Genomic DNA, 21,637 nt, shown 5'->3' with positions numbered 1-21,637 from the left:
GCCGTGGTCAACGTGACCAATGGTCCCGATGTTCGCGTGCGGCTTGGTGCGCTGAAACTTTTCCTTCGCCATGGTCTAGCTCCGAAATCTCTCGTTCGTTTTCAATAGGTATTGAAGCGCGGCCTTAGGCCGACTTCGCGATAACTTCCTGTTCGACCGCTTTAGGCACGGCCTCGTAGTGGTCGAACTGCATGGTAAATTGGGCACGTCCCTGGGTCGCAGAGCGCAGATTGCTCACATAGCCAAACATGTTGGCCAGAGGCACCATCGCGTTCACGACTGTGGCATTGCCCCGCATCTCCTGGCCGGCAATCTGGCCACGACGCGAATTCAAATCACCGATCACGCCGCCGGTGTATTCGTCCGGCGTCACGACTTCAACCTTCATGATCGGCTCGAGCAGCTTCGGTGCGCAGTGCTGTTTCGCTTCGCGGAAAGCGGCACGGGCCGCGATCTCGAATGCGAGCACGCTGGAGTCGACATCGTGGAAGGCGCCGTCAACCAGATTGGCGTGAACATCGATCACCGGGAAGCCGGCAATCAGACCGTTATCCATCACGGACTTCAGACCCTTTTCGACGCCCGGGATATATTCCCGTGGAACCGAACCACCGACGATCTTCGACTCGAAGACGAAGCCCGAACCTGGCTCACCTGGCGAGAATTCAATCTTGACGCGGGCAAACTGACCCGAACCACCGGACTGCTTCTTGTGGGTGTAATCAACGAGGCCGGCCTTGCCGAGCGCTTCGCGGTAAGCCACCTGCGGCGCGCCGATATTGGCTTCAACCTTGTACTCGCGACGCATACGGTCGACCAGAATGTCGAGGTGAAGCTCGCCCATGCCGGCGATGATGGTCTGGCCGGAGTCCAGATCAGTCTTCATGCGGAAGGACGGATCTTCAGCCGCCAGACGCTGCAGCGCAACGCCGAGCTTCTCCTGGTCAGCCTTCGATTTTGGCTCAATCGCCAGCTCGATAACCGGCTCAGGGAAGACCATGCGCTCGAGGATGACCGGATTGGCGGGATCGCAAAGCGTATCACCCGTGGTCGTATCCTTGAGGCCCGCAATAGCGACAATATCGCCAGCGAAACATTCCTTGATGTCCTCACGCGAATTGGAGTGCATCTGCAGCATGCGGCCGATGCGCTCTTTCTTTTCCTTGACCGTATTGAGCACGGTCGTACCCGTTTCCAGGTGACCGGAATACAGGCGGCAGAAAGTCAGCGAGCCGACGAATGGGTCATTCATGATCTTGAAGGCAAGCAGGGCCATCGGCTCGGAATCCAGAGGACGACGAACGATTTCCTTCTCGGTCTTCAGGTCAATGCCGCGGATCGCCGGAATATCCAGCGGGCAAGGCAGATAATCGACAACAGCATCAAGCAGGGGCTGAACGCCCTTGTTCTTGAACGCGGTCCCGCAAAGAACAGGATGGAAGGCGAGCGAAATCGTACCCTTGCGGATCAGCGCCTTCATCGTTTCGATGGTGGGCTCTTCGCCTTCGAGATAGGCTTCCATGGCTGCTTCATCGAGATCGACAATGGTCTCGATCATCTTGATGCGCCAGGCCTGGGCCTTCTCAACCATGTCGGCCGGAATATCTTCCTCATGGAAAGCAGCGCCGAGGCCCTCGTCTTCCCAGACGATCGCCTTCATAGTCAGCAGGTCGACCAGACCCTTGTATTCATTCTCGGCGCCGATCGGCAGCTGGATCGCCAGCGGCACGCAAGCCAGACGCTCTTCAATCATCTCGATCGAGCGATAGAAATCCGCACCAAGCTTGTCCATCTTGTTGATGAAGAACATGCGAGGCACTTTGTACTTGTCGGCCTGACGCCAGACGGTCTCGGTCTGCGGCTCGACACCGGCATTGGCATCAAGCAGCGCAACCGCGCCATCGAGCACGCGCAGGGAACGCTCAACCTCAATCGTGAAGTCGACGTGACCTGGCGTATCGATGATGTTCAGACGCTTGCCAGCCCAGAAACAGGTGGTCGCAGCAGAGGTGATCGTGATTCCACGCTCCTGCTCCTGCTCCATCCAGTCCATCGTGGCAGCCCCATCATGGACTTCCCCGATTTTGTGGGATTTGCCAGTATAATAGAGGACCCGCTCAGTCGTCGTCGTCTTCCCGGCATCAATGTGAGCCATGATGCCGAAATTGCGGTAGTCCTCGATCGTATATTCGCGGGCCATTTCTGGAGTCCTTGGGTCAGGTCGGTATGTGCCGGATTACCAGCGGTAGTGCGAGAATGCGCGGTTGGCTTCCGCCATCCGGTGCGTGTCTTCACGCTTCTTGACGGCGGTTCCGCGATTGGCGGACGCATCCATCATTTCAGCAGCCAGACGCTCACGCATCGTATTTTCATTGCGTCCGCGCGCTGCAGTCGTCAGCCAACGAATGGCCAACGCCTTCTTGCGCTCCTGACGCACTTCAACCGGGACCTGGTAGGTCGCGCCACCAACACGGCGGGAGCGAACCTCAACTTCCGGTGCAACATTCTCAAGGGCTTCATGGAAGACCTTGATTGGCTCGCGCTTCAGCTTTCCCTCGACAATTTCGAGAGCGCCGTAGACGATCCGCTCGGCGACGGATTTTTTGCCGTCGAGCATGATGTAGTTCATAAATTTCGTGAGATCACGATCCCCGAATTTCGGGTCCGGATTGATTTCACGTTTTTCTGCGCGGTGACGACGAGACATGGACGCCTCTCCTACTTAGGACGCTTGGCGCCGTACTTGGAACGGCGTTGCTTGCGATCCTTGACGCCCTGGGTATCCAGAACGCCGCGAAGTATGTGATAGCGAACGCCGGGAAGATCCTTGACGCGACCGCCGCGAATGAGGACCACCGAGTGTTCCTGAAGATTATGCCCCTCGCCCGGGATATAGCTCACAACTTCATGACCATTGGTCAAACGCACCTTCGCGACCTTCCGCAAAGCCGAGTTCGGCTTCTTTGGGGTCGTCGTATAGACACGCGTGCAAACACCGCGACGCTGAGGGCAAGCCTGAAGAGCCGGCACCTTATTGCGCTTGGGCTTGTCCTTCCGCGGCTTGCGTATGAGCTGGTTGATTGTGGGCATCCCGCTCGTTTCCGTTTCTGATCTCAAGAAGCACGTCCCGCAAAACCCTAAGGGCCTTGCCGGACGCAAACAAAGACCCCGACGTCCGGGCTAGAGCCCGCACGGCGGCGTCAGGGGTTTTACGTTACCGTGGATGACGTCTAACCGCGTGGGTTACAGCTCATCCTCAAAACGAGGCCGGAAACTACGCACGCGACTCGGATACGTCAAGCCGTCGTTCACACTTTTTGTGAACCCCGTACGGTAAACCGGAGGTAACAAAAAAGGGCCGCCAGAATATTGGCGACCCTTTCAGTATTCCAAATGTCGGAAAACCTAGCCTGGATTGGTGTCGGCACCCGATGCAGCCGCCGTTTCAGCCGCTGCTGCTTCGGCGATTTCGCTTGGCAGCCCTTCGGATTCAACAGCAGTCTGGCGTTCGGCGAGCATGACATCGTCACGCTCATCGGCGACCCGCTGGTACAGGCGCATCATCGCGCCGGTGCCGGCTGGAATCAGACGCCCGACGATGACGTTCTCCTTCAGGCCTTCCAGGGTGTCTTCCTTGCCCTGTACCGCCGCCTCGGTCAGTACCCGGGTGGTTTCCTGGAAGGAGGCCGCCGAGATGAAGGACCGCGTCTGGAGAGACGCCTTGGTGATGCCCAACAGAACCGGGTCGCCAATGGCAATACGCTTGCCTTCGGCCTCGAGACGCTCGTTGTTCTCGATGAACTCGATCTTGTCGACCTGCTCGGCCGCCAGATAGGCGCTCTCGCCCGGATCCTTGACTTCGATCTTCTGCAGCATCTGCCGGACAATGACCTCGATATGCTTGTCATTAATCGGCACGCCCTGCAGGCGATAGACTTCCTGGATCTCGTCGATGAGATATTCGGCCAGGGCGGAGACGCCCAGAATGGCGAGAATATCGTGCGGCGCCGGGTGACCGTCGAGCAGATATTCGCCCTTCTGGATGAAGTCGTTTTCCTGGACCGTGAGGTGTTTGCCCTTCGGCACCAGGTATTCGACCTTCTCCTGATCATCACCTTCGGGAACGATGGCAATGCGGCGCTTGTTCTTGTAGTCGCGGCCGAACTCGACGCGACCGCTGATTTCGGCGATGACCGCGTGATCCTTGGGACGGCGGGCTTCAAACAGCTCGGCAACCCGTGGCAGACCACCGGTAATGTCGCGCGTCTTGGCACCTTCGGTCGGGATCCGGGCAACGATGTCACCCGGGCGAACCGTATCGCCGGAATTGACCGAGAGAATCGCGCCAACGGCGAGCATATAGCTGGCCATCGACCCGGTCGGCAGCTGGATCGGCTCGCCGCTCTCGTCCTGGATGACGATGGCAGGCTGAAGCGCATTGGCCTTGGCACTGCCGCGCCAGTCGATGATCACCTTGGAGGCGATACCGGTGGCTTCGTCGGTTTCTTCCTTGACCGAAACACCTTCGGCGATGTCGACCAGGCGGACCGTACCGCCGACTTCCGAAACGATCGGTGCGGTATACGGATCCCACTCGGCGAGACGCTGGCCACGATCGGCCTTGTCGCCCTCCTTGACCTTCAGCTTGGTGCCGTAGGTCAGCTTGTAGGATTCGCGTTCCTTGCCTTCGGTATCGGCAATCGCGACCTGCATATTGCGGCTCATGACGATCAGATCGCCTTCCGCATTGGCCACGATGGCCGGGTTCTTGAAGATGACCTTGCCCGGGTGGGTCGCTTCGATGAAGGACTGCTCGGACACCTGTGCGGTACCACCGATGTGGAAGGTCCGCATGGTCAGCTGGGTACCCGGCTCACCGATTGACTGTGCCGCGATGACGCCGACGGCCTCACCGATATTGACGCGCGTACCGCGCGCCAGGTCACGGCCATAACAGGTGGCGCAGACACCGATACGGGTTTCACAGGTCAGCGGCGAACGCGCGAACACGCTCTGGACGCCGGCTGTATCGATTTCGACCGCGAGGTCTTCGTCGATATAGCTGTCGGCCGGACAGATGGTCTCGCCGGTCACCGGATGGATGATCGCCTCGGCCGTGGTGCGGCCCAGAATGCGCTGCTCGAGCGAGACGACGATATCACCCCCATCGACAACGGCATCAATCTGGAAGCCTTGCGATGTGCCGCAATCCTCTTCCGTGACGATACAATCCTGGGCGACATCGACAAGGCGGCGGGTCAGATAACCCGAGTTCGCCGTCTTCAACGCGGTGTCAGCCAGACCCTTACGGGCCCCGTGGGTGGAGTTGAAGTATTCAAGGACGGTCAGGCCTTCCTTGAAGTTCGAGATGATCGGTGTCTCGATGATCTCACCCGACGGCTTGGCCATCAGGCCACGCATACCGGCGAGCTGCTTCATCTGGTTCTTAGAACCACGCGCACCGGAGTGGGCCATCATATAGACCGAATTGACTTCCGAGGTCCGGCCGTCTTCCCCGACATAGGTCTTGGAGATCTCGTCCATCATCGCATCAGCCACGGCGTCGGTACACTTGGCCCAGGCATCGACGACCTTGTTGTACTTCTCACCCTTGGTGATGAGACCGTCGACATATTGCTGCTCGTAGTCGGAAACCAGCTTGCGGGTATTGCCAACCAGCACGGCCTTGGCATCGGGAACGAGCATGTCGTCCTTGCCAAAGGAAATGCCGGCGCGTGCCGCTTCCTTGAAGCCGAGCGCCATGACCTGGTCGCAGAAAATGACCGTCGCCTTCTGGCCGCAGTGGCGGTAGACGTGGTCGATCAGCGCGCCGATCGCCTTCTTGGTGAGAATTTCACCGAGCAGGTCTGGCTGCATTTTCTCGTGCTTGGGCAGAAGGTCGATGACCATTTTGCGGCCCGGCGTGGTTTCAATCACGCGGGTCACTTCATTGCCATCGGCATCAATGCCTTCCCAGCGCGCCTTGATCTTGGAGTGCAGGGTCACATAGCCGGCGTCGAGCGCCGCTTCCATTTCGGCGCGGGTGGCGAAGGCCATGCCCTCACCCGGCTCGGAATCATTGGCAATCGAGAGATAATACAGCCCCAGGACGATATCCTGCGACGGCACGATGATCGGCTTGCCATTGGCCGGCGAGAGGATGTTGTTGGTCGACATCATCAGCGTGCGCGCTTCAAGCTGGGCTTCCAGCGAGAGCGGCACGTGAACCGCCATCTGGTCACCGTCGAAGTCGGCGTTGAAGGCGGCGCAGACCAGCGGGTGAAGCTGGATGGCCTTGCCCTCGATCAGCTTCGGTTCAAAGGCCTGGATGCCCAGACGGTGCAGGGTCGGTGCACGGTTGAGCATGACCGGGTGTTCGCGGATGACCTCGTCGAGCACATCCCAGACTTCCGGACGTTCTTTTTCGACCAGCTTCTTGGACTGCTTGACCGTGCCGGACAGACCCTTGGCGTCGAGACGCGCATAGATGAAGGGCTTGAACAGCTCGAGCGCCATCTTCTTGGGCAGACCGCACTGGTGCAGTTTCAGATCCGGACCAACCACGATGACCGAACGGCCGGAATAGTCGACGCGCTTGCCGAGCAGATTCTGGCGGAAACGGCCCTGCTTGCCCTTCAGCATGTCGGACAGCGACTTCAACGGGCGCTTGTTGGCACCGGTGATGACGCGGCCGCGACGGCCATTATCGAACAGGGCGTCGACGGATTCCTGCAGCATCCGCTTTTCATTGCGGATGATGATGTCCGGCGCGCGCAGTTCGATGAGGCGCTTCAGGCGGTTATTACGGTTGATGACCCGGCGATAGAGATCATTCAGATCGGAGGTCGCAAAGCGACCGCCATCCAGGGGAACCAGCGGGCGCAGCTCAGGCGGGATGACCGGAATCACGGTCATGATCATCCACTCGGGACGATTGCCGGAGGTCATGAAGTTTTCCATCAGCTTGAGGCGTTTGGCGTACTTCTTGAGCTTCAGCTCCGAACCGGTTTCCTTCATGTCGGCGCGAACTTTTTCGCACTCGGCAGCCAGATCCATATTGATCAGGATTTCGCGCACGGCTTCAGCGCCGATGCCGGCGGTGAAGGCATCTTCGCCATACTCGTCCTGGGCTTCCATATATTCTTCTTCGGAAAGAAGCTGGAAGGGCTGGAGCGGCGTCAGACCGGGCTCGATAACCACGTAATTCTCAAAGTAGAGAACGCGCTCGACATCCTTCAGCGCCATGTCGAGGATCATCGAGATCCGCGATGGCAGGGATTTCAGGAACCAGATATGGGCGACGGGTGCCGCCAGCTCGATATGGCCCATACGCTCGCGCCGGACGCGGGCCAGGGTCACTTCAACGCCGCACTTTTCGCAGACGATACCTTTGTACTTGATGCGCTTATACTTGCCGCACAGGCATTCATAATCCTTCACGGGCCCAAAGATGCGGGCGCAGAACAGGCCGTCGCGCTCCGGCTTGAAGGTCCGGTAATTGATGGTTTCCGGCTTTTTGACTTCGCCGAACGACCAGGAGTGAATTTTCTCCGGGCTGGCAAGGGCAATCCGGATCCGGTCGAAGGCTGGGCCTTCGGCTGCCGGATTAAAGATGTTCATGACATCATGGTTCATGTCGGCGTCTCCCAAAAGGGTAAACGGGACGGGCCCAGAGCCCGCCCCGCGTATAGATTGCAGCCTTAGCCGTTCTTCAGTTCGACGTTGAGGCCGAGCGAACGCATTTCCTTGACCAGCACGTTGAAGCTTTCTGGAATGCCGGCTTCGAAAGTGTCGTCGCCGCGGACAATGGCTTCATAGACCTTGGTCCGGCCTGCCACGTCATCCGACTTCACAGTCAGCATTTCCTGCAGCGTGTAGGCTGCGCCGTAAGCTTCCAGTGCCCACACTTCCATTTCGCCGAAGCGCTGGCCACCGAACTGTGCCTTGCCGCCCAGCGGCTGCTGGGTCACGAGGCTGTACGGCCCGATGGAACGGGCATGGATCTTGTCGTCCACCAGGTGATGCAGTTTGAGCAGGTGTTTGACACCGACCGTAACCTTGCGGCGGAACTGCTCACCGGTGCGCCCATCATGCAGCGTCACCTGTCCGGACGGGTCGAGACCCGCCTTGACCAGCATTTCCGTCACATCGGCTTCGCGGGCACCATCAAAGACTGGCGTCGCGAATGGAACGCCGAGTTTGAGATTCTGGCTCAGCTCCGCAATGCCCTCATCGCCCTCCGGCATGTCGGCATCTTCGCCATAGACACGCTTGAGCTCGACCTTGAGCGCTTCGATCTTGCCGTCGCGCTTGTAGGCTTCATAGGCTTCGCCGATCTGGGCACCCAGACCACGGCTGGCCCAGCCAAGGTGGGTTTCCAGGATCTGCCCGACATTCATCCGGCTTGGCACGCCAAGTGGATTGAGCACAATGTCAACAGCTTCGCCGTTCTCAAGGAAGGGCATGTCCTCGATCGGATTGATCTTGGAGATAACACCCTTATTCCCGTGACGGCCGGCCATCTTGTCGCCGGGCTGAAGCTTGCGCTTCACGGCCACGAAGACCTTGACCATCTTCATCACGCCTGGCGGCATTTCATCGCCACGCTGAAGCTTGTCGACCTTGTCCTCGAAACGACGGTCCAGACGGGCGCGACTGTCATCGAACTGCTTTTGCAGCGCTTCGACTTCGGCCATCGCCTTTTCGTCATCGAGACCAATACGCCACCACTGGGAACGCGGGGTCTCGTCGAGGGATTCTTCGGTGACCTTGCCCTTCGGGAAACCACGCGGCCCGGAGACCGAGTTATTGCCCAGGAGCACTTCACGGAAGCGTTGGTAGATATTGCGCTCGAGGATGGTGAGCTCGTCATCACGGTCAGTGCCGAGACGTTCGATCTCTTCACGCTCGATCGAGATCGCGCGCTCATCCTTGTCGACGCCGTGACGGTTGAAGACCCGCACTTCCACCACGGTGCCGGTGGCACCCGATGGCATGCGCAGGGAGGTGTCACGAACGTCGGACGCCTTTTCACCAAAGATGGCGCGCAGAAGCTTTTCTTCCGGCGTCATCGGGCTTTCGCCCTTCGGGGTCACCTTGCCGACGAGAATGTCGCCAGCGGCCACTTCGGCACCAACGGCCACAATACCGGCTTCGTCGAGATTGCGCAGGGCTTCCTCGCCGACATTGGGAATGTCACGCGTGATTTCTTCCGGCCCGAGCTTGGTATCGCGGGCTGCGACCTCAAACTCTTCGAGGTGGATCGAGGTAAAGACGTCGTCGCGCACGATGCGCTCGGAGATCAGGATCGAATCCTCGAAGTTATAGCCATTCCACGGCATGAAGGCGACGACCACATTGCGGCCGAGCGCCAGCTCGCCGAGATCCGTCGACGGACCGTCGGCGATGATGTCACCGGTGATCACTTCATCACCCACACGCACGATCGGGCGCTGGTTGATACAGGTCGACTGGTTGGAACGCTGGAACTTGGACAGACGATAGATATCGACGCCCGACTTGGCGGCATCGAGGTCCTCGGTTGCCCGGATAACGATACGCGTGGCATCGACCTGCTCGACCACACCGGTCCGGCGGGCCGCAACGGCAGCTCCGGAATCGCGGGCCACGACAGCTTCCATGCCGGTACCGACCAGCGGGGCTTCCGCCTTCACCAATGGCACGGCCTGACGCTGCATGTTCGAGCCCATCAGGGCGCGATTGGCGTCATCGTTTTCGAGGAAGGGAATCAGCGCCGCGGCGACCGAAACAACCTGTTTCGGCGACACGTCGATATAATTCACTTCATCGCGTGGAACCAGGGTCACATCGCCGGCAACCCGGCAGTTGACGAACTCATTGTCGAGCTCACCGGTCTCGGTGACGTGGGCATTGGCCTGGGCAATCGCGTAGCGGGATTCCTGCATCGCCGAGAGGTAGTCGACCTGGTCGAGCAATTTGCCATTCTCGACGCGGCGATACGGGCTCTCGATGAAGCCGTATTTATTGACGCGTGCGAAAGTCGACAGCGAGTTGATCAGGCCGATATTCGGACCTTCAGGCGTTTCAATCGGACAGATCCGGCCATAATGGGTCGGGTGCACGTCGCGAACTTCGAAGCCGGCACGCTCACGCGTCAGACCGCCAGGCCCAAGCGCCGAGAGACGCCGCTTGTGCGTGACTTCGGAGAGCGGGTTGGTCTGGTCCATGAACTGCGACAGCTGCGAGGAGCCGAAGAATTCACGCACCGCAGCAGCGGCAGGTTTGGCGTTGACCAGATCGTGCGGCATGACGGTCTCGATATCGACCGACGACATGCGTTCCTTGATCGCGCGCTCCATGCGGAGCAGGCCGATGCGGTACTGGTTTTCCATCAGCTCGCCGACCGAGCGCACCCGGCGATTGCCGAGATTGTCGATATCGTCGATTTCGCCGCGGCCATCGCGCAGACCCACGAGGGTCTTGAGCACGGCCAGGATGTCTTCCTTGCGCAGGGTGCGCATATCGTCCGGCGCATCCAGATCGAGACGCATATTCATCTTGACCCGGCCAACGGCGGACAGGTCATAGCGCTCTGAATCGAAGAACAGGCCCTGGAACATGGCTTCGGCGGTATCAGCCGTCGGCGGCTCACCCGGACGCATGACGCGGTAGATATCGACCAGCGCCTGCTCACGGCTGTCATTCTTGTCGGCCGCCAGCGTGGTGCGCATGTAGGGGCCGATGCCCGTCGCGGGATCGATGTCGAGGATGTTGAGAGCCTTGACGCCGGTCGTCTTGAGGATTTCCAGCACTTCTTCGGTCAGCTCGTCACCGGCTTCGACGAAGATCTCGCCGGTATCGGTGTTGACCATGTCCTCGGCGATATAGCTGCCCAGGATATCGGCATCGGAGACGAGGAGGAGCTCAAGCCCCTCTTCCGCCAGCTTGTTGGCCGCGCGTGCGGAGATCTTCTTGCCGGCTTCGGCAATGACATCGCCAGTCTTGGCGTCGACGAGATCCCGCGCCGGCTTGGTGCCGCGCCAGCGTTCTTTCACATAGGGGACAGTCCAGCCCTTCTTCGTGCTCTTGTAGCTGATGGTCTGGTAGAAGGTGGAGAGGATCTCCTCCTTGTCCATGCCCAGGGCGTAGAGCAGCGTTGTCGCCGGCAGTTTGCGGCGGCGATCAAGGCGCATATGGACCACGTCCTTGGCATCGAATTCGAAATCGAGCCAGGAGCCACGGTAAGGAATGATACGGGCGGCAAACAGGAATTTGCCGGAGGCATGGGTCTTGCCACGGTCATGATCGAAGAAGACGCCCGGCGAACGGTGCATCTGGGAGACGATCACGCGCTCGGTGCCGTTGACGATAAACGTGCCCTTGTCCGTCATGAGCGGAATATCGCCCATATAGACATCCTGTTCCTTGATGTCCTTGACCGAGCGGGCGCCGGTTTCCTCGTCCACATCAAACACGATGAGACGCATCTTGACCTTGAGCGGCGCGGCATAGGTCATGTCGCGCTGCTGGCATTCTTCAGTATCGAACTTCGGCGTTTCGAATTCGTAGGACACGAAATCGAGCACGGCGCGATCGGCAAAATCCTTGACCGGGAAGACCGATTTGAAAACGGTCTGCAAGCCGGTGTCAGGCCGTTCGCTGGCCCGCACATCCTTCATCAGAAACTGCTCGTAAGAGCTTTTCTGAACTTCGATCAGATTCGGCATCGCAACAGTTTCCGGAATACGACCGAATGATTTGCGAATCCGCTTCTTGCCGGTGAACGATAGACCCATGTCGGCTCCCTTCGCAGACAGCACTGCGCATCTGATGCGGGGAAAATTCCCGCGCTGCGTCGTTCCAAGGCCCCGACTGACGTCGGAACCGTTCGTGCGCCTCCCCTGGAACGGCAGTAGGGGAACGCCAATTCTCAAAGACGGGCTAACGGACGCGCAGGTTTACCCCACGCGCCCGAGAGCACCATACCCTGTCACGCGTGAGCGTGATTATTTAAGCTCGACGGTCGCGCCGGCAGCTTCAAGCTTCGTCTTGATGTCGTCAGCTTCAGCTTTGCTGGCGCCTTCCTTGACGGCTTTCGGTGCGGCTTCAACGAGGTCCTTGGCTTCTTTCAGGCCGAGACCCGTGATACCGCGGACTTCCTTGATGACGTTGATCTTCTTGTCGCCAGCCGAAACCAGCATGACGTCGAATTCGGTCTGCTCTTCAGCAGCCTCGGCAGCACCGCCAGCGGCAGGACCGGCAGCGACAGCAACGGCCGCAGCCTTGATGCCTTTTTCTTCGAGAAGGTCGTTGAGTTCCTTGGCTTCCAGAATGGTCAGGGCCAAAAGTTCGTCACAGAGTTTAGCTACATCAGCCATTTGTTCAATTCCTTGTAAAAGTTTGGTTTGTCGGTTCGAATGCGGAGAATGACGTTATGCGGCGGCTTGCTCGCGAATCGCCTCGACGGCGCCCGCAAGACCTTGCCCCGGCGACATGAGCCGCTGGGCCACCTGAGAGGCTTGACCCGTAAGACGGGCGGCAATGGTACCGATGAGTTCTTCGCGCGACGGCATTTTGGAGAGTGCGGTAATGCCAGCGGCATCGAACACATTCTCTTCCATGAACCCGCCGAGAATCAGGAATTTCTCATTGGTCTTGGCGTACTCGACCACAACCTTCGGCGCCGAAACAAAGTCTTCCGAGTAAGCGACAGCGACCGGACCTGTAAACAGATCGGCAGCGCCCTCACCTGGCTGGCCTTGCAGAGCGATTTTGGCGAGGCGGTTACGCACCACCTTGAACGTGCCACCAACTTCGCGAAGTTTGATGCGCAAGTTCGTCATTTCCGCAACGGTCATACCCGAATACTGGGCCATGACCACGGATCCGCTACCGGCGAAGATGCTCTTCAGCTCTTCAACGGATGCTTCTTTTTGCGTGCGATCCATATGCGGACTCCCTAGTCTGAGTCTCCCACCATGGGAGACCCGTTGAAGACGCCCCGACACGATCCACTCCCCTCACGGGCACGGCTCACATCGCGGCGTATTCCTGTCCCAGGGCTCGAACCGACGGCCTTGAACAAGGCCGGAGGTATCTCGCTCTGTCTCACACAAGGCCTGGATTGGATTAAGACCCGACGCGAACGCCGCACCCCTTGTGATCTCGGACAGGTAGGCCCGTACATGCACAACACGCATGATACAGACCTGATCGGTCCGACCGGCTACAGCCTGTCGGACCGAAATTCAATACTCTTAAGCTGAAGCGGCATCATTGGCATCGATCTTGAGGCCAGGCCCCATCGTCGAGCTGATACCGATACGCCTGACATAGGTCCCTTTGGCACCGGCCGGCTTCGCCTTCATGACCGCGTCCACGAGGGCGCGAACATTTTCAGCCAGCGCCGCTTCGGTGAAGCTCGCCTTGCCAACGCCGGCATGAACGATCCCGGCCTTCTCGGCACGGAACTCGACAGCGCCGCCCTTGGAGGCTTCAATCGCCTTGGTGACATCCATGGTGACCGTGCCGACCTTCGGGTTTGGCATCATGCCGCGAGGGCCGAGCACCTTACCCAGACGACCGACGATCGGCATCATGTCAGGGGTCGCGATGACCTTGTCGAAATTGATATTGCCGGCCAGGATCTGTTCCATCAGATCCTCGGCACCGACGACATCAGCCCCCGCCTTGGTCGCTTCATCGGCCTTGGGGCCGCGTGCGAAAACGGCAACGCGGACCGTACGGCCCGTACCGTGTGGCAGATGACAGACACCGCGGACCATCTGGTCTGCATGGCGCGGATCAACACCGAGATTGATCGCCACTTCGACGGTTTCGTCGAATTTGGCTTTCGCATTGGCTTTGACGAGCTTGACAGCGGCGTCGACCGAATAGGCGTCTTCGCGCGAAAGACCTTCACGCGCAGCAGCCAAACGTTTTCCCAGTTTCGCCATCGTTCTACTCCGTAACCTGCAGACCCATGGAACGGGCAGAACCGACGATGATCTTGGTCGCCTGGTCGAGGTCGTTCGCGTTGAGGTCTTTCATTTTCTGTTCGGCAATGTCACGGCACTGGGACATTGAAACGGTACCGCCCGAGGTCAGGCCAGGCGTTGTGCTGCCCTTGGCGACCTTGGCAGCCTTCTTCAGGAAGAAGCTGGCCGGTGGCGATTTGGTGACGAAAGTGAAGGACTTGTCGGAAAACACGGTGATGATCGTCGGGATTGGCATCCCTTTTTCCATCTCCTGGGTCTTCGCATTGAAGGCCTTACAGAATTCCATGATATTGACGCCGCGCTGACCCAGAGCCGGCCCGATGGGCGGCGATGGATTGGCTGCTGCCGCAGGCACTTGCAGCTTGATATAGCCGGTGATCTTCTTGGCCATGTTCCCACTCCTTTAAGAGGCGTCAGTGACGCCCTGTGGTTTCGCGGTACGGCCCGGCATGGTCTTGCCGCCGGCACCTCCCGCAATCTTACGGATCAGCCGATTTTCGCGACTTGCCCGTATTCGAGTTCGACCGGGGTAGCCCGGCCAAAGATATTGATCGCCACCTTGAGGCGGGCATTCTCGTGATCGTCTTCCTCGACAACACCGTTGAAGCTGGCGAAGTGACCGTCGATGACATTGACGGTCTCGCCGATCTGATAGGTGACGGTCGGGTGTGGACGCTCCGCATCCTCGACCATCTGGCCCAGGATCCGCTTCACTTCGGTTTCGGACACCGGCATCGGCTTATTTCCGGAACCGAGGAAACCGGTGACTTTCGCGGTGTTTTTCACGAGGTGATAGGCGTCGTCGGACATGACCATCTTGACGAGGACATAGCCGGGAAAATACTTGCGCTCGGCATTGATCTTGCGACCCTTGCGAACTTCAACAACCTCTTCGGTCGGGACGAGGACTTCTTCGAAACAGTCCTCAAGCCCCTGGAGAGCGGCCTCTGCACGGATAGCCTCGGCGACCTTCTTCTCGAAGTTCGAATAGGCGTGCACGATATACCATTTGGCAGACATACAGCCTCCTCCTAAACGCCGGCGCCAAGAGCCAGCAGGCTCTGGACCGTGAACTGGATACCGAGGTCGACCATCCAGAAGAACAAGATTGCGATCGTGCTCAATATCAGCACCAGGATGGTGGAGACAATCGTCTCCTGACGGCTCGTCCAGGTGACCTTGCGGGCTTCCTGGCGGACCTGGGCGAGATACTGGAACGGATTGACGCCCCGCTTCTTTGCGGCTGCACCGTCCTGCTTGGGCTTGGCTGGCACCTTATCGTTCCTGTTCCGCGTCATAAAATTCCATCTGGCCCGTCAGGACCGCCATTTCAATCGTCCGGTTGGGACTATTTCCCGTCAGCGCGCCATGGCAGGGGCGGAGGGACTCGAACCCACGACCCTCGGTTTTGGAGACCGATGCTCTACCAACTGAGCTACACCCCTATATCGCGCACGCGAACCAGCGTGATGACATCTCCGCCACCACACCGCAAGCGCAGCTCTCTACAACCTGTGACGCCATATGAAAACAGCTAAAACGCAGATGTGAGTGCTTTCATTCCATGTCCCGCTGACAAGAGCGGCGGTATCGGCCTGCTCGCGCCCGATGTCAAGCCGCGCAAGCGCTCAGGGACCAGGCGAGCGGCTCGCCGGTATCGGCGGCTCTCAAAGTGCCGGTCTCGATCTGCCTCAGACCTGCATCATCAATCACGGCCTCCAGTTGGCGGAGCTCGGCCTCGCCCTGCCCGGCGGCCATCATGCTCTCCATCCGCAACCGGAAGGCGGTCAGTGCGCCCTGGTGAAAGTCCAGCCACTGGCAGGCCTGGTCCGGTGCATAGGCGCCGTGACGCCGGCACAGCATGGAATAGTCCTGCAACAGGCGTTCGGCATGCTGCCGCGCCCCGTCGCGGGGATAGACATCAAGCCCGGCCAGCAGGCCCGCGAGCTCGCGCCCGAGGTCAGCCGCGGCATCATCGACGACTTGCGGCAGGACTTCCCCGCGATCGCGCAGCCGCTGCAGGTCAAACAGCGCCTTGCCCTGCTTGAATACCCCGCTCTCGTCGATCGCGCTCAGCATGTCGTGATGGGCGCCGCACTCCTGATGGATCAGACCATGATCATGATGGACCAGCGCCATCAGGCGCCCACCGTCAGCGACCAGGCTGGCAGCAGCCGCAAACGCTTCAATGCCGGCATATTCGAGCCCGCACTGGCTGAGCACGCAATCGAACGAGGCCTCCGCATAGGGCAGCGCCTTTGCATCGGCGACGACCAGTGCCGGGTCGACCGGCAGTGACAGCGCTTCAATCGACGCCAGCGCCCGCTCCGAGCAATCTGTGGCGTGCAGTTCGAGCGCGCAATCGGGGTGGCCCTGCCAGATCTCGACGCACTGCCGCGTCACCGCGCCGTCACCGCAGGCGGCATCGAGTACTTTCAGATTGGCGCGCGCATCGAATTCCGCCTCCAGCTCATCACGCCAGAATTGCTCGAAGGCGCCGCGATAGCGTGGCCCGCCCACGGCACGCTGCTCACGGGCGCCGTCAAGCTCCCAATATTGGGACCATGCAGAACGGGCCTGATTTCCGGCGTGGGATTGTTTCATCATGCTGAATGATGCCGTGCCGGGGTTTCACAAGCAAATTTGCCGCTCAGCGCCGGGCAGGACGGCGCTGCCGCCGGAGGTCAAGGGCACGTCAATCCTCGAGCCTGACACAAGGAAGAAGGGCACAAAGAAAAAGGGCGGCCCCGAAGGACCGCCCTTTCCCCATCAAACGCGTAAGCGTTGATTAGAAGCGCATCGTGCCGCCGACGAAGAGGCGACGACCCAGCGTGTCGTACGTTGCAGGCCAGGTGTTGCCCTGCTCCGAAGCCGTCGAACCAATGGCTGGAACGTCGGTGTCGGTGATGTTGGTAATACCAGTCGTCAACGCGAATGTGTCGTTGATGTCATACTGGAAAGTCACGTCGAAGTAGCTGGTTGCATCGATGTGGTCAGAGAATGTGCTGACCAGTGGTGCAGTTGCGGAATCCGCATCAACCGCACCGATATAACGCCAGCGCAGCGAGGTCGTGAACGGCCCCGTATACCAAGACGTTTGCATCGAATGCTTGTACTCAGGCGTAGGCTGACCACAGTTCAGGCCATAGACGCCAGCACACTCGACCGTCGGCGACGTTGCCGAGTTGGTCGTGTCCGCTACCATCGTGTAACCGCCATAATAGGTGATGGCGACATCACCTGGCAGGCCGATGACATCAGCGCTGAAGCCATAATCGACGCGGAGATCGATACCTTCAGCATCGATAACAGCAGCGTTGATTGCGGTCAGGCCAGGTGTGAAGCCGCTGGCTCCCATCTCGCCCGTCGCAGGGTTACGACCACCAGCCAGGGCGGCGCAAGATGCTGCGATCCCCGTGATGTGACACTCGTCCAGCAGGGTCTGCAGCGGGATCGTCGTGATCGCGTCTTCGATCGAGATATTGTAGTAATCCAACTGAACAGTCAGACCCTCAATCGCGTTTGGCGCCAGGACAACACCAATCGTGTAGGTGTCAGCCGTTTCAGCACCGAGAGCCGGGTTACCACCGAACAGCGCTTCCATCTGGGCATTGCCCTGGAAGTCAGCACCAACATTGGCAACAGGGACGCCGGCGGCGACGCAAGAAGCACCGATGGTCGCTGCGGAGAACGAACCATTGGCACCGCTGGAGCATGGATCAGCTGCGCCCGGGAAACCATTGGTCAACGGCGCGTACAGATCACCAACATTTGGTGCCCGGACGGCGCGGTTGAAGTTACCACGGAAGCGGATCTGATCATCGATTGCCCAACCGAGGCCAACCGCGAAGGTTTCAGCATTGCCGATCGTGCTGTAGTCCGAAGAACGGAAAGCAGCATTGAGCGACAGAGACTGGATACCAGGACGGTTCTGCACGAGTGGCAGTTCGACTTCAGTGAAGAATTCGGTGACGTCGAACGAACCGCTCACAGGCAGAGCCTGGTTGAAGCCGCGAACGTCTGGGCCGAGAACCGAGTCAGGCAGGGAATCTGCGCTGGCTTCACGGTACTCAACACCGAAGACCACTGCGAGAGGCTCTTCAGCTGCTGGCGACTGGAGCATTGGGAATGAACCGCCCAAGGTCGCAACAGTTTGGAACATCTCGATCGTGTCGATTTGTGCACCCGTACGGGAGACGTGATCGACTGCTGCCTGGGACATGGAGCCCGGGCCGTTGAAGATATCAACGTAAGGCGCGGTACAACCGCTGGCGAGGGCTGTTGGGCCACCGTCGCAGAGGATACCAGCTTCGAGAGCCGACACGGACAGATTGCCGGTCTGGATCTGCGAAACAGACGAACGCGAATAGTTGGCGAACGCATCATAGTTCCAGTTGGAATCCAGATTGCCACGGGCACCGAACACCATCTGGAAGGAGCTGGTATCACGCAGCGAATTGCGTGTTCCGACTTCTTCATAACGGCGGCTGGTGCGGATTGTGGCCGTGCCATCACCATTGTTGGAGCCTGGATCATTGACCATCAGGGCCAGCAGAGCGGCTGGCAAATTCGGATTGTCCAGATTCACGTCAAAGGTAAGACCAGCAGGCGATGGGGCCAGCTGCGAGTCGACGACGTTGTTGGCATAGATGCCACGGCCGTAGAGCTCGATGTGCTCATTGACTTCATAGGTTGCGAACGCCGAAATATTGTAGCGTTCCTGAGGCAGCTGCAGGTAGTTCGACGGCGCGTAGTTATACACGTCGTTCGGATTACCGAAGCGCATGGCCAGAACCTGACCGCCATTGTTGAAGAAACCCTGGCAAGAGTTCGTGGCACAACGTGGATCAGCCGCGATGATCGCGGAGCCGAAGGCACCAAAGTTGGCAGAGGTCGCGCCGCGGAAGAATGTCCCTGGAATGTTGGACGAACCACCAAGGGTGAAACCATCAGCTTCATTGCCTGGACCTGGATCCCAAAGGGTTTCGGACGAGAAGTCACGATCGCCTTGGAAGAGCGCTTCACGATTGGTGTAGCCCATCGAGATGACTGCGTTACCGCGGCCGCCGTCGAAATTGCCACCCATGGTGATGGCGAGCGTGGTGATCGCGCCGTCGAGATCGCCGAGGGACAGTTCATGCGTGGCATTGACTTCCACGCCTTCGAAATCGTCCTTCAGGAGGAAGTTGACAACACCGGCAACAGCGTCGGAACCGTAAACAGCGGAAGCACCACCGGTCACGATATCAACGCTCTGGACCATAGCGGCCGGGATGTTGTTCAGATCGACGATCTGGGTCACGCCCGAACCGACGAAACGCTGACCATCAACGAGCACCAGGGTGCGCGTCGAGCCGAGGCCACGAAGGCTGACACGAGCCGTACCATCGCCCGGGTTGTTCGAGGTCGAGTCAAACGACGGGACAACCTGTGGCAGGGTGTTGATGAAGTCTTCGGTGTTGACGGTGTTCACAACAGCAAGCTGTTCAGCCGAAACATTCGTGACCGGGCTTGGTGCGATCGTGTCGGTACGCTGAATGCGCGAACCGGTAACCGTAACCACGTCCTGTTCTTGTGCCATTGCCGGGGCCGCTACAGCCAGGCCGGAAATAAGCGTGCTTGCCATCAGGCAAGCCTTCAAAGAAGTGCGTCTCACTCTATATCCCTCCGAGTAAGGATGATGAAATGGGAAGCACGCCCTGATTTTTCATCAGGTTGGACTCCCCCCTCTCAACGGGGCACACGATTCCCCGCCTTGCTGCCAAAATAGGCGTGAGGCTCGTCAGGGGTCAATGACACTCCGCCGTCTCATCGCCCAGAGTTGGGCATTTCAGGGGCAGTGTGGCGCAATTGCCTCATTCTTCGTGACTTTAAGGCAGATTTGCCCCGGACCACGCACGCTGAGAGGGAAATCCGCCAGCCGGCCTCGCCAAAAAATGTTCCGTTTTTCCCTCGCACGGGGAAAACCGGCCGGAATCAGGCCGGAATCAGGTCAAAGGGCGCGGTGACGCGGATCTCGTCGGAGATGAAGGGTTCGACCCCGTGCCAGACATAGGAGGGAAAGAAGATCGCGGCGCCGGGCTCCGGCTGGATATAGCGCTCGGCCGGCAGATCGAGACCGGCGACGCCGGAGGCTCCCAGGCGCAGCCAGCCCGCCCGCTCGCCGGCCATCACGGTCTCGGGAACGGCGACATAGTAACAGGCGCTGATCCACCCGGCCGGATGGATATGATCGACATGCCCGCCGCCTGACCGCAACCGGACCGACCAGGCGCCGGTCAGTTCGAGGTCACGGCCCTTGCGCCGCAGAAACGGATGATCGGGATCATCCGGCAGGCCTGCAACAAAGCTTCGTGCGGCCTCCAGCAAGGCATCGGCAAGGGCGCGAATGACCGCGCTGTCCTGGTCCCACAATCGTCCTGATGATTGCGTCCCGCCGAACAGGGTCTGATCGAGCGGCTGGGCCCCGCTGGTGTGCAGACGGCCGATCTCATCGGCCAGCGCCGCATTGAATGCCTCCAGCGAGGCGTGGCCCGGCGGCGTGGCAATCATGCGCCTGGTGGTGAATCGGTCGTAATCGTAGAAGCGCCGGTAGCGCCCATCCCCCTTCACCCGCCAGGCCAGCGATTGAAGCGCAACGTGTTTCTGCAAATGCGCCGGAGCCGGTTCTGCGTCCAGCAGGCCCAGCGCCTCGTCGACCGCTCCGGTCGGCAGGAGGGCTTCGACGAGCTGATGGCGGATCGAGAAATCCGTCGCATCACCATCTTTTGCCGAGACCGCGCTATGGAAGGCCGCGCGCAAATCGTCCAGGCCCGCCTCACGCTTGCCCAGCCGGCCGCGCAATTCGCCGCGCAAGGCCCGCGCCCGGGCATTGGCAGGGTCCAGTTCCAGCGCCAGACCCGCCGCCCGCTCGGCCTCGTCCGGCTGGCCCGAGCGCATCAGGATTTCCGCGCGCACGAGCTGCAAGCCGGCATCCGCCTGTTGCTGCAAGACCTGATCGAGCCAGTGGGTCGCCCCTGCCCCCTCGCCCATTTCCCAGGCCAGGCTCGCCAGGTCGCGATGAATGTCGGCGCGCAGGGGCGCGCATCGCAAGGCATTGAGATAGCCTTGCCGCGCGGCGTCAAACCGGCCGAGATTGCGCAGGCTGTTGGCGCGCTGATAATGGGCCTCGGCGAAACCGGGGGCCAGCGTCACCGCCTGATCAAGGTCAGCGAGGGCGTCCGCAACCCGGCCGAGTGTGCGATAGAGGCAGCCCCGGTTTACCCGGATATAGGCGGCATCGGGTTGCGCGGCGACCGCCTTGTCGAACCAGTCCAGCGCGCGCTCCAGGGCCGACTGGCCGACCGCGAGATTGCCCAGCCCGTTGAGGCTGGCGGCATGGCCCGGCTGGACGGCCAGCACCGCTGTGTAGGCGCGCTCGGCTTCATCGACCTGGCCGGTTTCAGCCAGCGTCGCGCCGAGATTGAACCCGGCATCAACAAAGCCCGGCGCGCTTTGCGTGGCACGCTGATAGCTCGCCACAGCCAGGTCAGGCCGGCCCGACCGCCGATGCAGATTGCCCAGATTATTGAGCACCGCATGCGGCTGGGGATGGCGTGCCGCGGCCGCTTCCAGATCGGCGATACCGCCCGCATATTGCCCGGTCTTGCCGCGGGCCA

15 protein-coding genes and 1 tRNA gene are annotated in these 21,637 nt (G+C 59.9%); all 16 read right to left on the bottom strand.

The genetic code is table 11. From position 1 onward, the window contains the following. Window positions 1-72, bottom strand: a 72-nt coding sequence (locus ACN0YJ_RS13775) for a hypothetical protein (RefSeq protein ID WP_417485504.1), incomplete at its 3' end; no start/stop codon positions are given. Between the two features lie 52 nt (window positions 73-124). Then, window positions 125-2,200: an elongation factor G gene (fusA, locus tag ACN0YJ_RS13770; RefSeq protein WP_417496539.1), complete on the bottom strand. Its 2,076-nt coding sequence runs from the start codon at window positions 2,198-2,200 to the stop codon at window positions 125-127. Between the two features lie 36 nt (window positions 2,201-2,236). Next, the gene (gene rpsG, locus ACN0YJ_RS13765; protein ID WP_091771907.1) at window positions 2,237-2,707 is read right to left on the bottom strand and encodes a 30S ribosomal protein S7; all 471 of its coding nucleotides are present in this window, start codon (window positions 2,705-2,707) and stop codon (window positions 2,237-2,239) included. Between the two features lie 11 nt (window positions 2,708-2,718). Next, window positions 2,719-3,090, bottom strand: coding sequence for a 30S ribosomal protein S12 (gene rpsL, locus ACN0YJ_RS13760; protein WP_011643738.1), 372 nt, complete (start codon window positions 3,088-3,090; stop codon window positions 2,719-2,721). Window positions 3,091-3,405: 315 nt separating this feature from the next. Continuing rightward, the gene (gene rpoC, locus ACN0YJ_RS13755) at window positions 3,406-7,635 is read right to left on the bottom strand and encodes a DNA-directed RNA polymerase subunit beta' (RefSeq protein ID WP_417496538.1); all 4,230 of its coding nucleotides are present in this window, start codon (window positions 7,633-7,635) and stop codon (window positions 3,406-3,408) included. Between the two features lie 65 nt (window positions 7,636-7,700). Then, a complete protein-coding gene (gene rpoB / locus ACN0YJ_RS13750) occupies window positions 7,701-11,777 on the bottom strand; it encodes a DNA-directed RNA polymerase subunit beta (RefSeq protein WP_417478734.1) in 4,077 nt (1,358 codons plus the stop codon). 210 nt (window positions 11,778-11,987) lie between these two features. After that, window positions 11,988-12,359, bottom strand: a complete 372-nt coding sequence (gene rplL, locus ACN0YJ_RS13745; protein ID WP_417478735.1) for a 50S ribosomal protein L7/L12 — start codon at window positions 12,357-12,359, stop codon at window positions 11,988-11,990. 54 nt (window positions 12,360-12,413) lie between these two features. Beyond that, the gene (gene rplJ, locus ACN0YJ_RS13740; RefSeq protein WP_417478736.1) at window positions 12,414-12,929 is read right to left on the bottom strand and encodes a 50S ribosomal protein L10; all 516 of its coding nucleotides are present in this window, start codon (window positions 12,927-12,929) and stop codon (window positions 12,414-12,416) included. Window positions 12,930-13,238: 309 nt separating this feature from the next. Next, window positions 13,239-13,937 carry a 50S ribosomal protein L1 gene (gene rplA, locus ACN0YJ_RS13735; protein ID WP_417478737.1) on the bottom strand — a complete coding sequence of 233 codons (699 nt, stop codon included), beginning with the start codon at window positions 13,935-13,937 and terminating at the stop codon, window positions 13,239-13,241. Window positions 13,938-13,941: 4 nt separating this feature from the next. Further along, entirely contained in the window at window positions 13,942-14,370 is a 429-nt protein-coding gene (gene rplK / locus ACN0YJ_RS13730; RefSeq protein ID WP_417478738.1) for a 50S ribosomal protein L11, read from the bottom strand. Between the two features lie 95 nt (window positions 14,371-14,465). After that, window positions 14,466-14,999, bottom strand: coding sequence for a transcription termination/antitermination protein NusG (gene nusG, locus ACN0YJ_RS13725; protein WP_417496537.1), 534 nt, complete (start codon window positions 14,997-14,999; stop codon window positions 14,466-14,468). An 11-nt stretch (window positions 15,000-15,010) separates the two neighbouring features. Continuing rightward, complete coding sequence (gene secE / locus ACN0YJ_RS13720) at window positions 15,011-15,253, bottom strand: preprotein translocase subunit SecE (protein ID WP_417478739.1); 243 nt, start codon at window positions 15,251-15,253, stop codon at window positions 15,011-15,013. 95 nt (window positions 15,254-15,348) lie between these two features. Next, window positions 15,349-15,424 (bottom strand) — tRNA-Trp (locus ACN0YJ_RS13715). A 166-nt stretch (window positions 15,425-15,590) separates the two neighbouring features. Continuing rightward, complete coding sequence (locus tag ACN0YJ_RS13710) at window positions 15,591-16,586, bottom strand: class I SAM-dependent methyltransferase (RefSeq protein ID WP_417496536.1); 996 nt, start codon at window positions 16,584-16,586, stop codon at window positions 15,591-15,593. 181 nt (window positions 16,587-16,767) lie between these two features. After that, window positions 16,768-19,605: a TonB-dependent receptor domain-containing protein gene (locus ACN0YJ_RS13705; protein ID WP_417496535.1), complete on the bottom strand. Its 2,838-nt coding sequence runs from the start codon at window positions 19,603-19,605 to the stop codon at window positions 16,768-16,770. 350 nt (window positions 19,606-19,955) lie between these two features. Next, on the bottom strand, window positions 19,956-21,637 hold a 1,682-nt coding region (locus ACN0YJ_RS13700), incomplete at its 5' end, for a tetratricopeptide repeat protein (RefSeq protein ID WP_417496534.1).

The sequence above is a fragment of the Maricaulis sp. genome (genome assembly GCF_048270095.1).
GTDB lineage: Bacteria > Pseudomonadota > Alphaproteobacteria > Caulobacterales > Maricaulaceae > Maricaulis.
This window is presented reverse-complemented; position numbering and strand designations above follow the sequence as displayed.

Bases quoted from the DNA above. Each gene is read 5' to 3' on its own strand.
- ACN0YJ_RS13710 (WP_417496536.1), bottom strand. From the start codon at position 16,586: ATGATGAAACAATCCCACGCCGGAAATCAGGCCCGTTCTGCATGGTCC.
- rpsG (WP_091771907.1), bottom strand. From the start codon at position 2,707: ATGTCTCGTCGTCACCGCGCAGAAAAACGTGAAATCAATCCGGACCCG.
- rpoB (WP_417478734.1), bottom strand. From the start codon at position 11,777: ATGGGTCTATCGTTCACCGGCAAGAAGCGGATTCGCAAATCATTCGGT.
- rplK (WP_417478738.1), bottom strand. From the start codon at position 14,370: ATGGCCAAGAAGATCACCGGCTATATCAAGCTGCAAGTGCCTGCGGCA.
- rplA (WP_417478737.1), bottom strand. From the start codon at position 13,937: ATGGCGAAACTGGGAAAACGTTTGGCTGCTGCGCGTGAAGGTCTTTCG.
- rpsL (WP_011643738.1), bottom strand. From the start codon at position 3,090: ATGCCCACAATCAACCAGCTCATACGCAAGCCGCGGAAGGACAAGCCC.
- rplJ (WP_417478736.1), bottom strand. From the start codon at position 12,929: ATGGATCGCACGCAAAAAGAAGCATCCGTTGAAGAGCTGAAGAGCATC.
- ACN0YJ_RS13705 (WP_417496535.1), bottom strand. From the start codon at position 19,605: ATGGCAAGCACGCTTATTTCCGGCCTGGCTGTAGCGGCCCCGGCAATG.
- rpoC (WP_417496538.1), bottom strand. From the start codon at position 7,635: ATGAACCATGATGTCATGAACATCTTTAATCCGGCAGCCGAAGGCCCA.
- nusG (WP_417496537.1), bottom strand. From the start codon at position 14,999: ATGTCTGCCAAATGGTATATCGTGCACGCCTATTCGAACTTCGAGAAG.
- fusA (WP_417496539.1), bottom strand. From the start codon at position 2,200: ATGGCCCGCGAATATACGATCGAGGACTACCGCAATTTCGGCATCATG.
- rplL (WP_417478735.1), bottom strand. From the start codon at position 12,359: ATGGCTGATGTAGCTAAACTCTGTGACGAACTTTTGGCCCTGACCATT.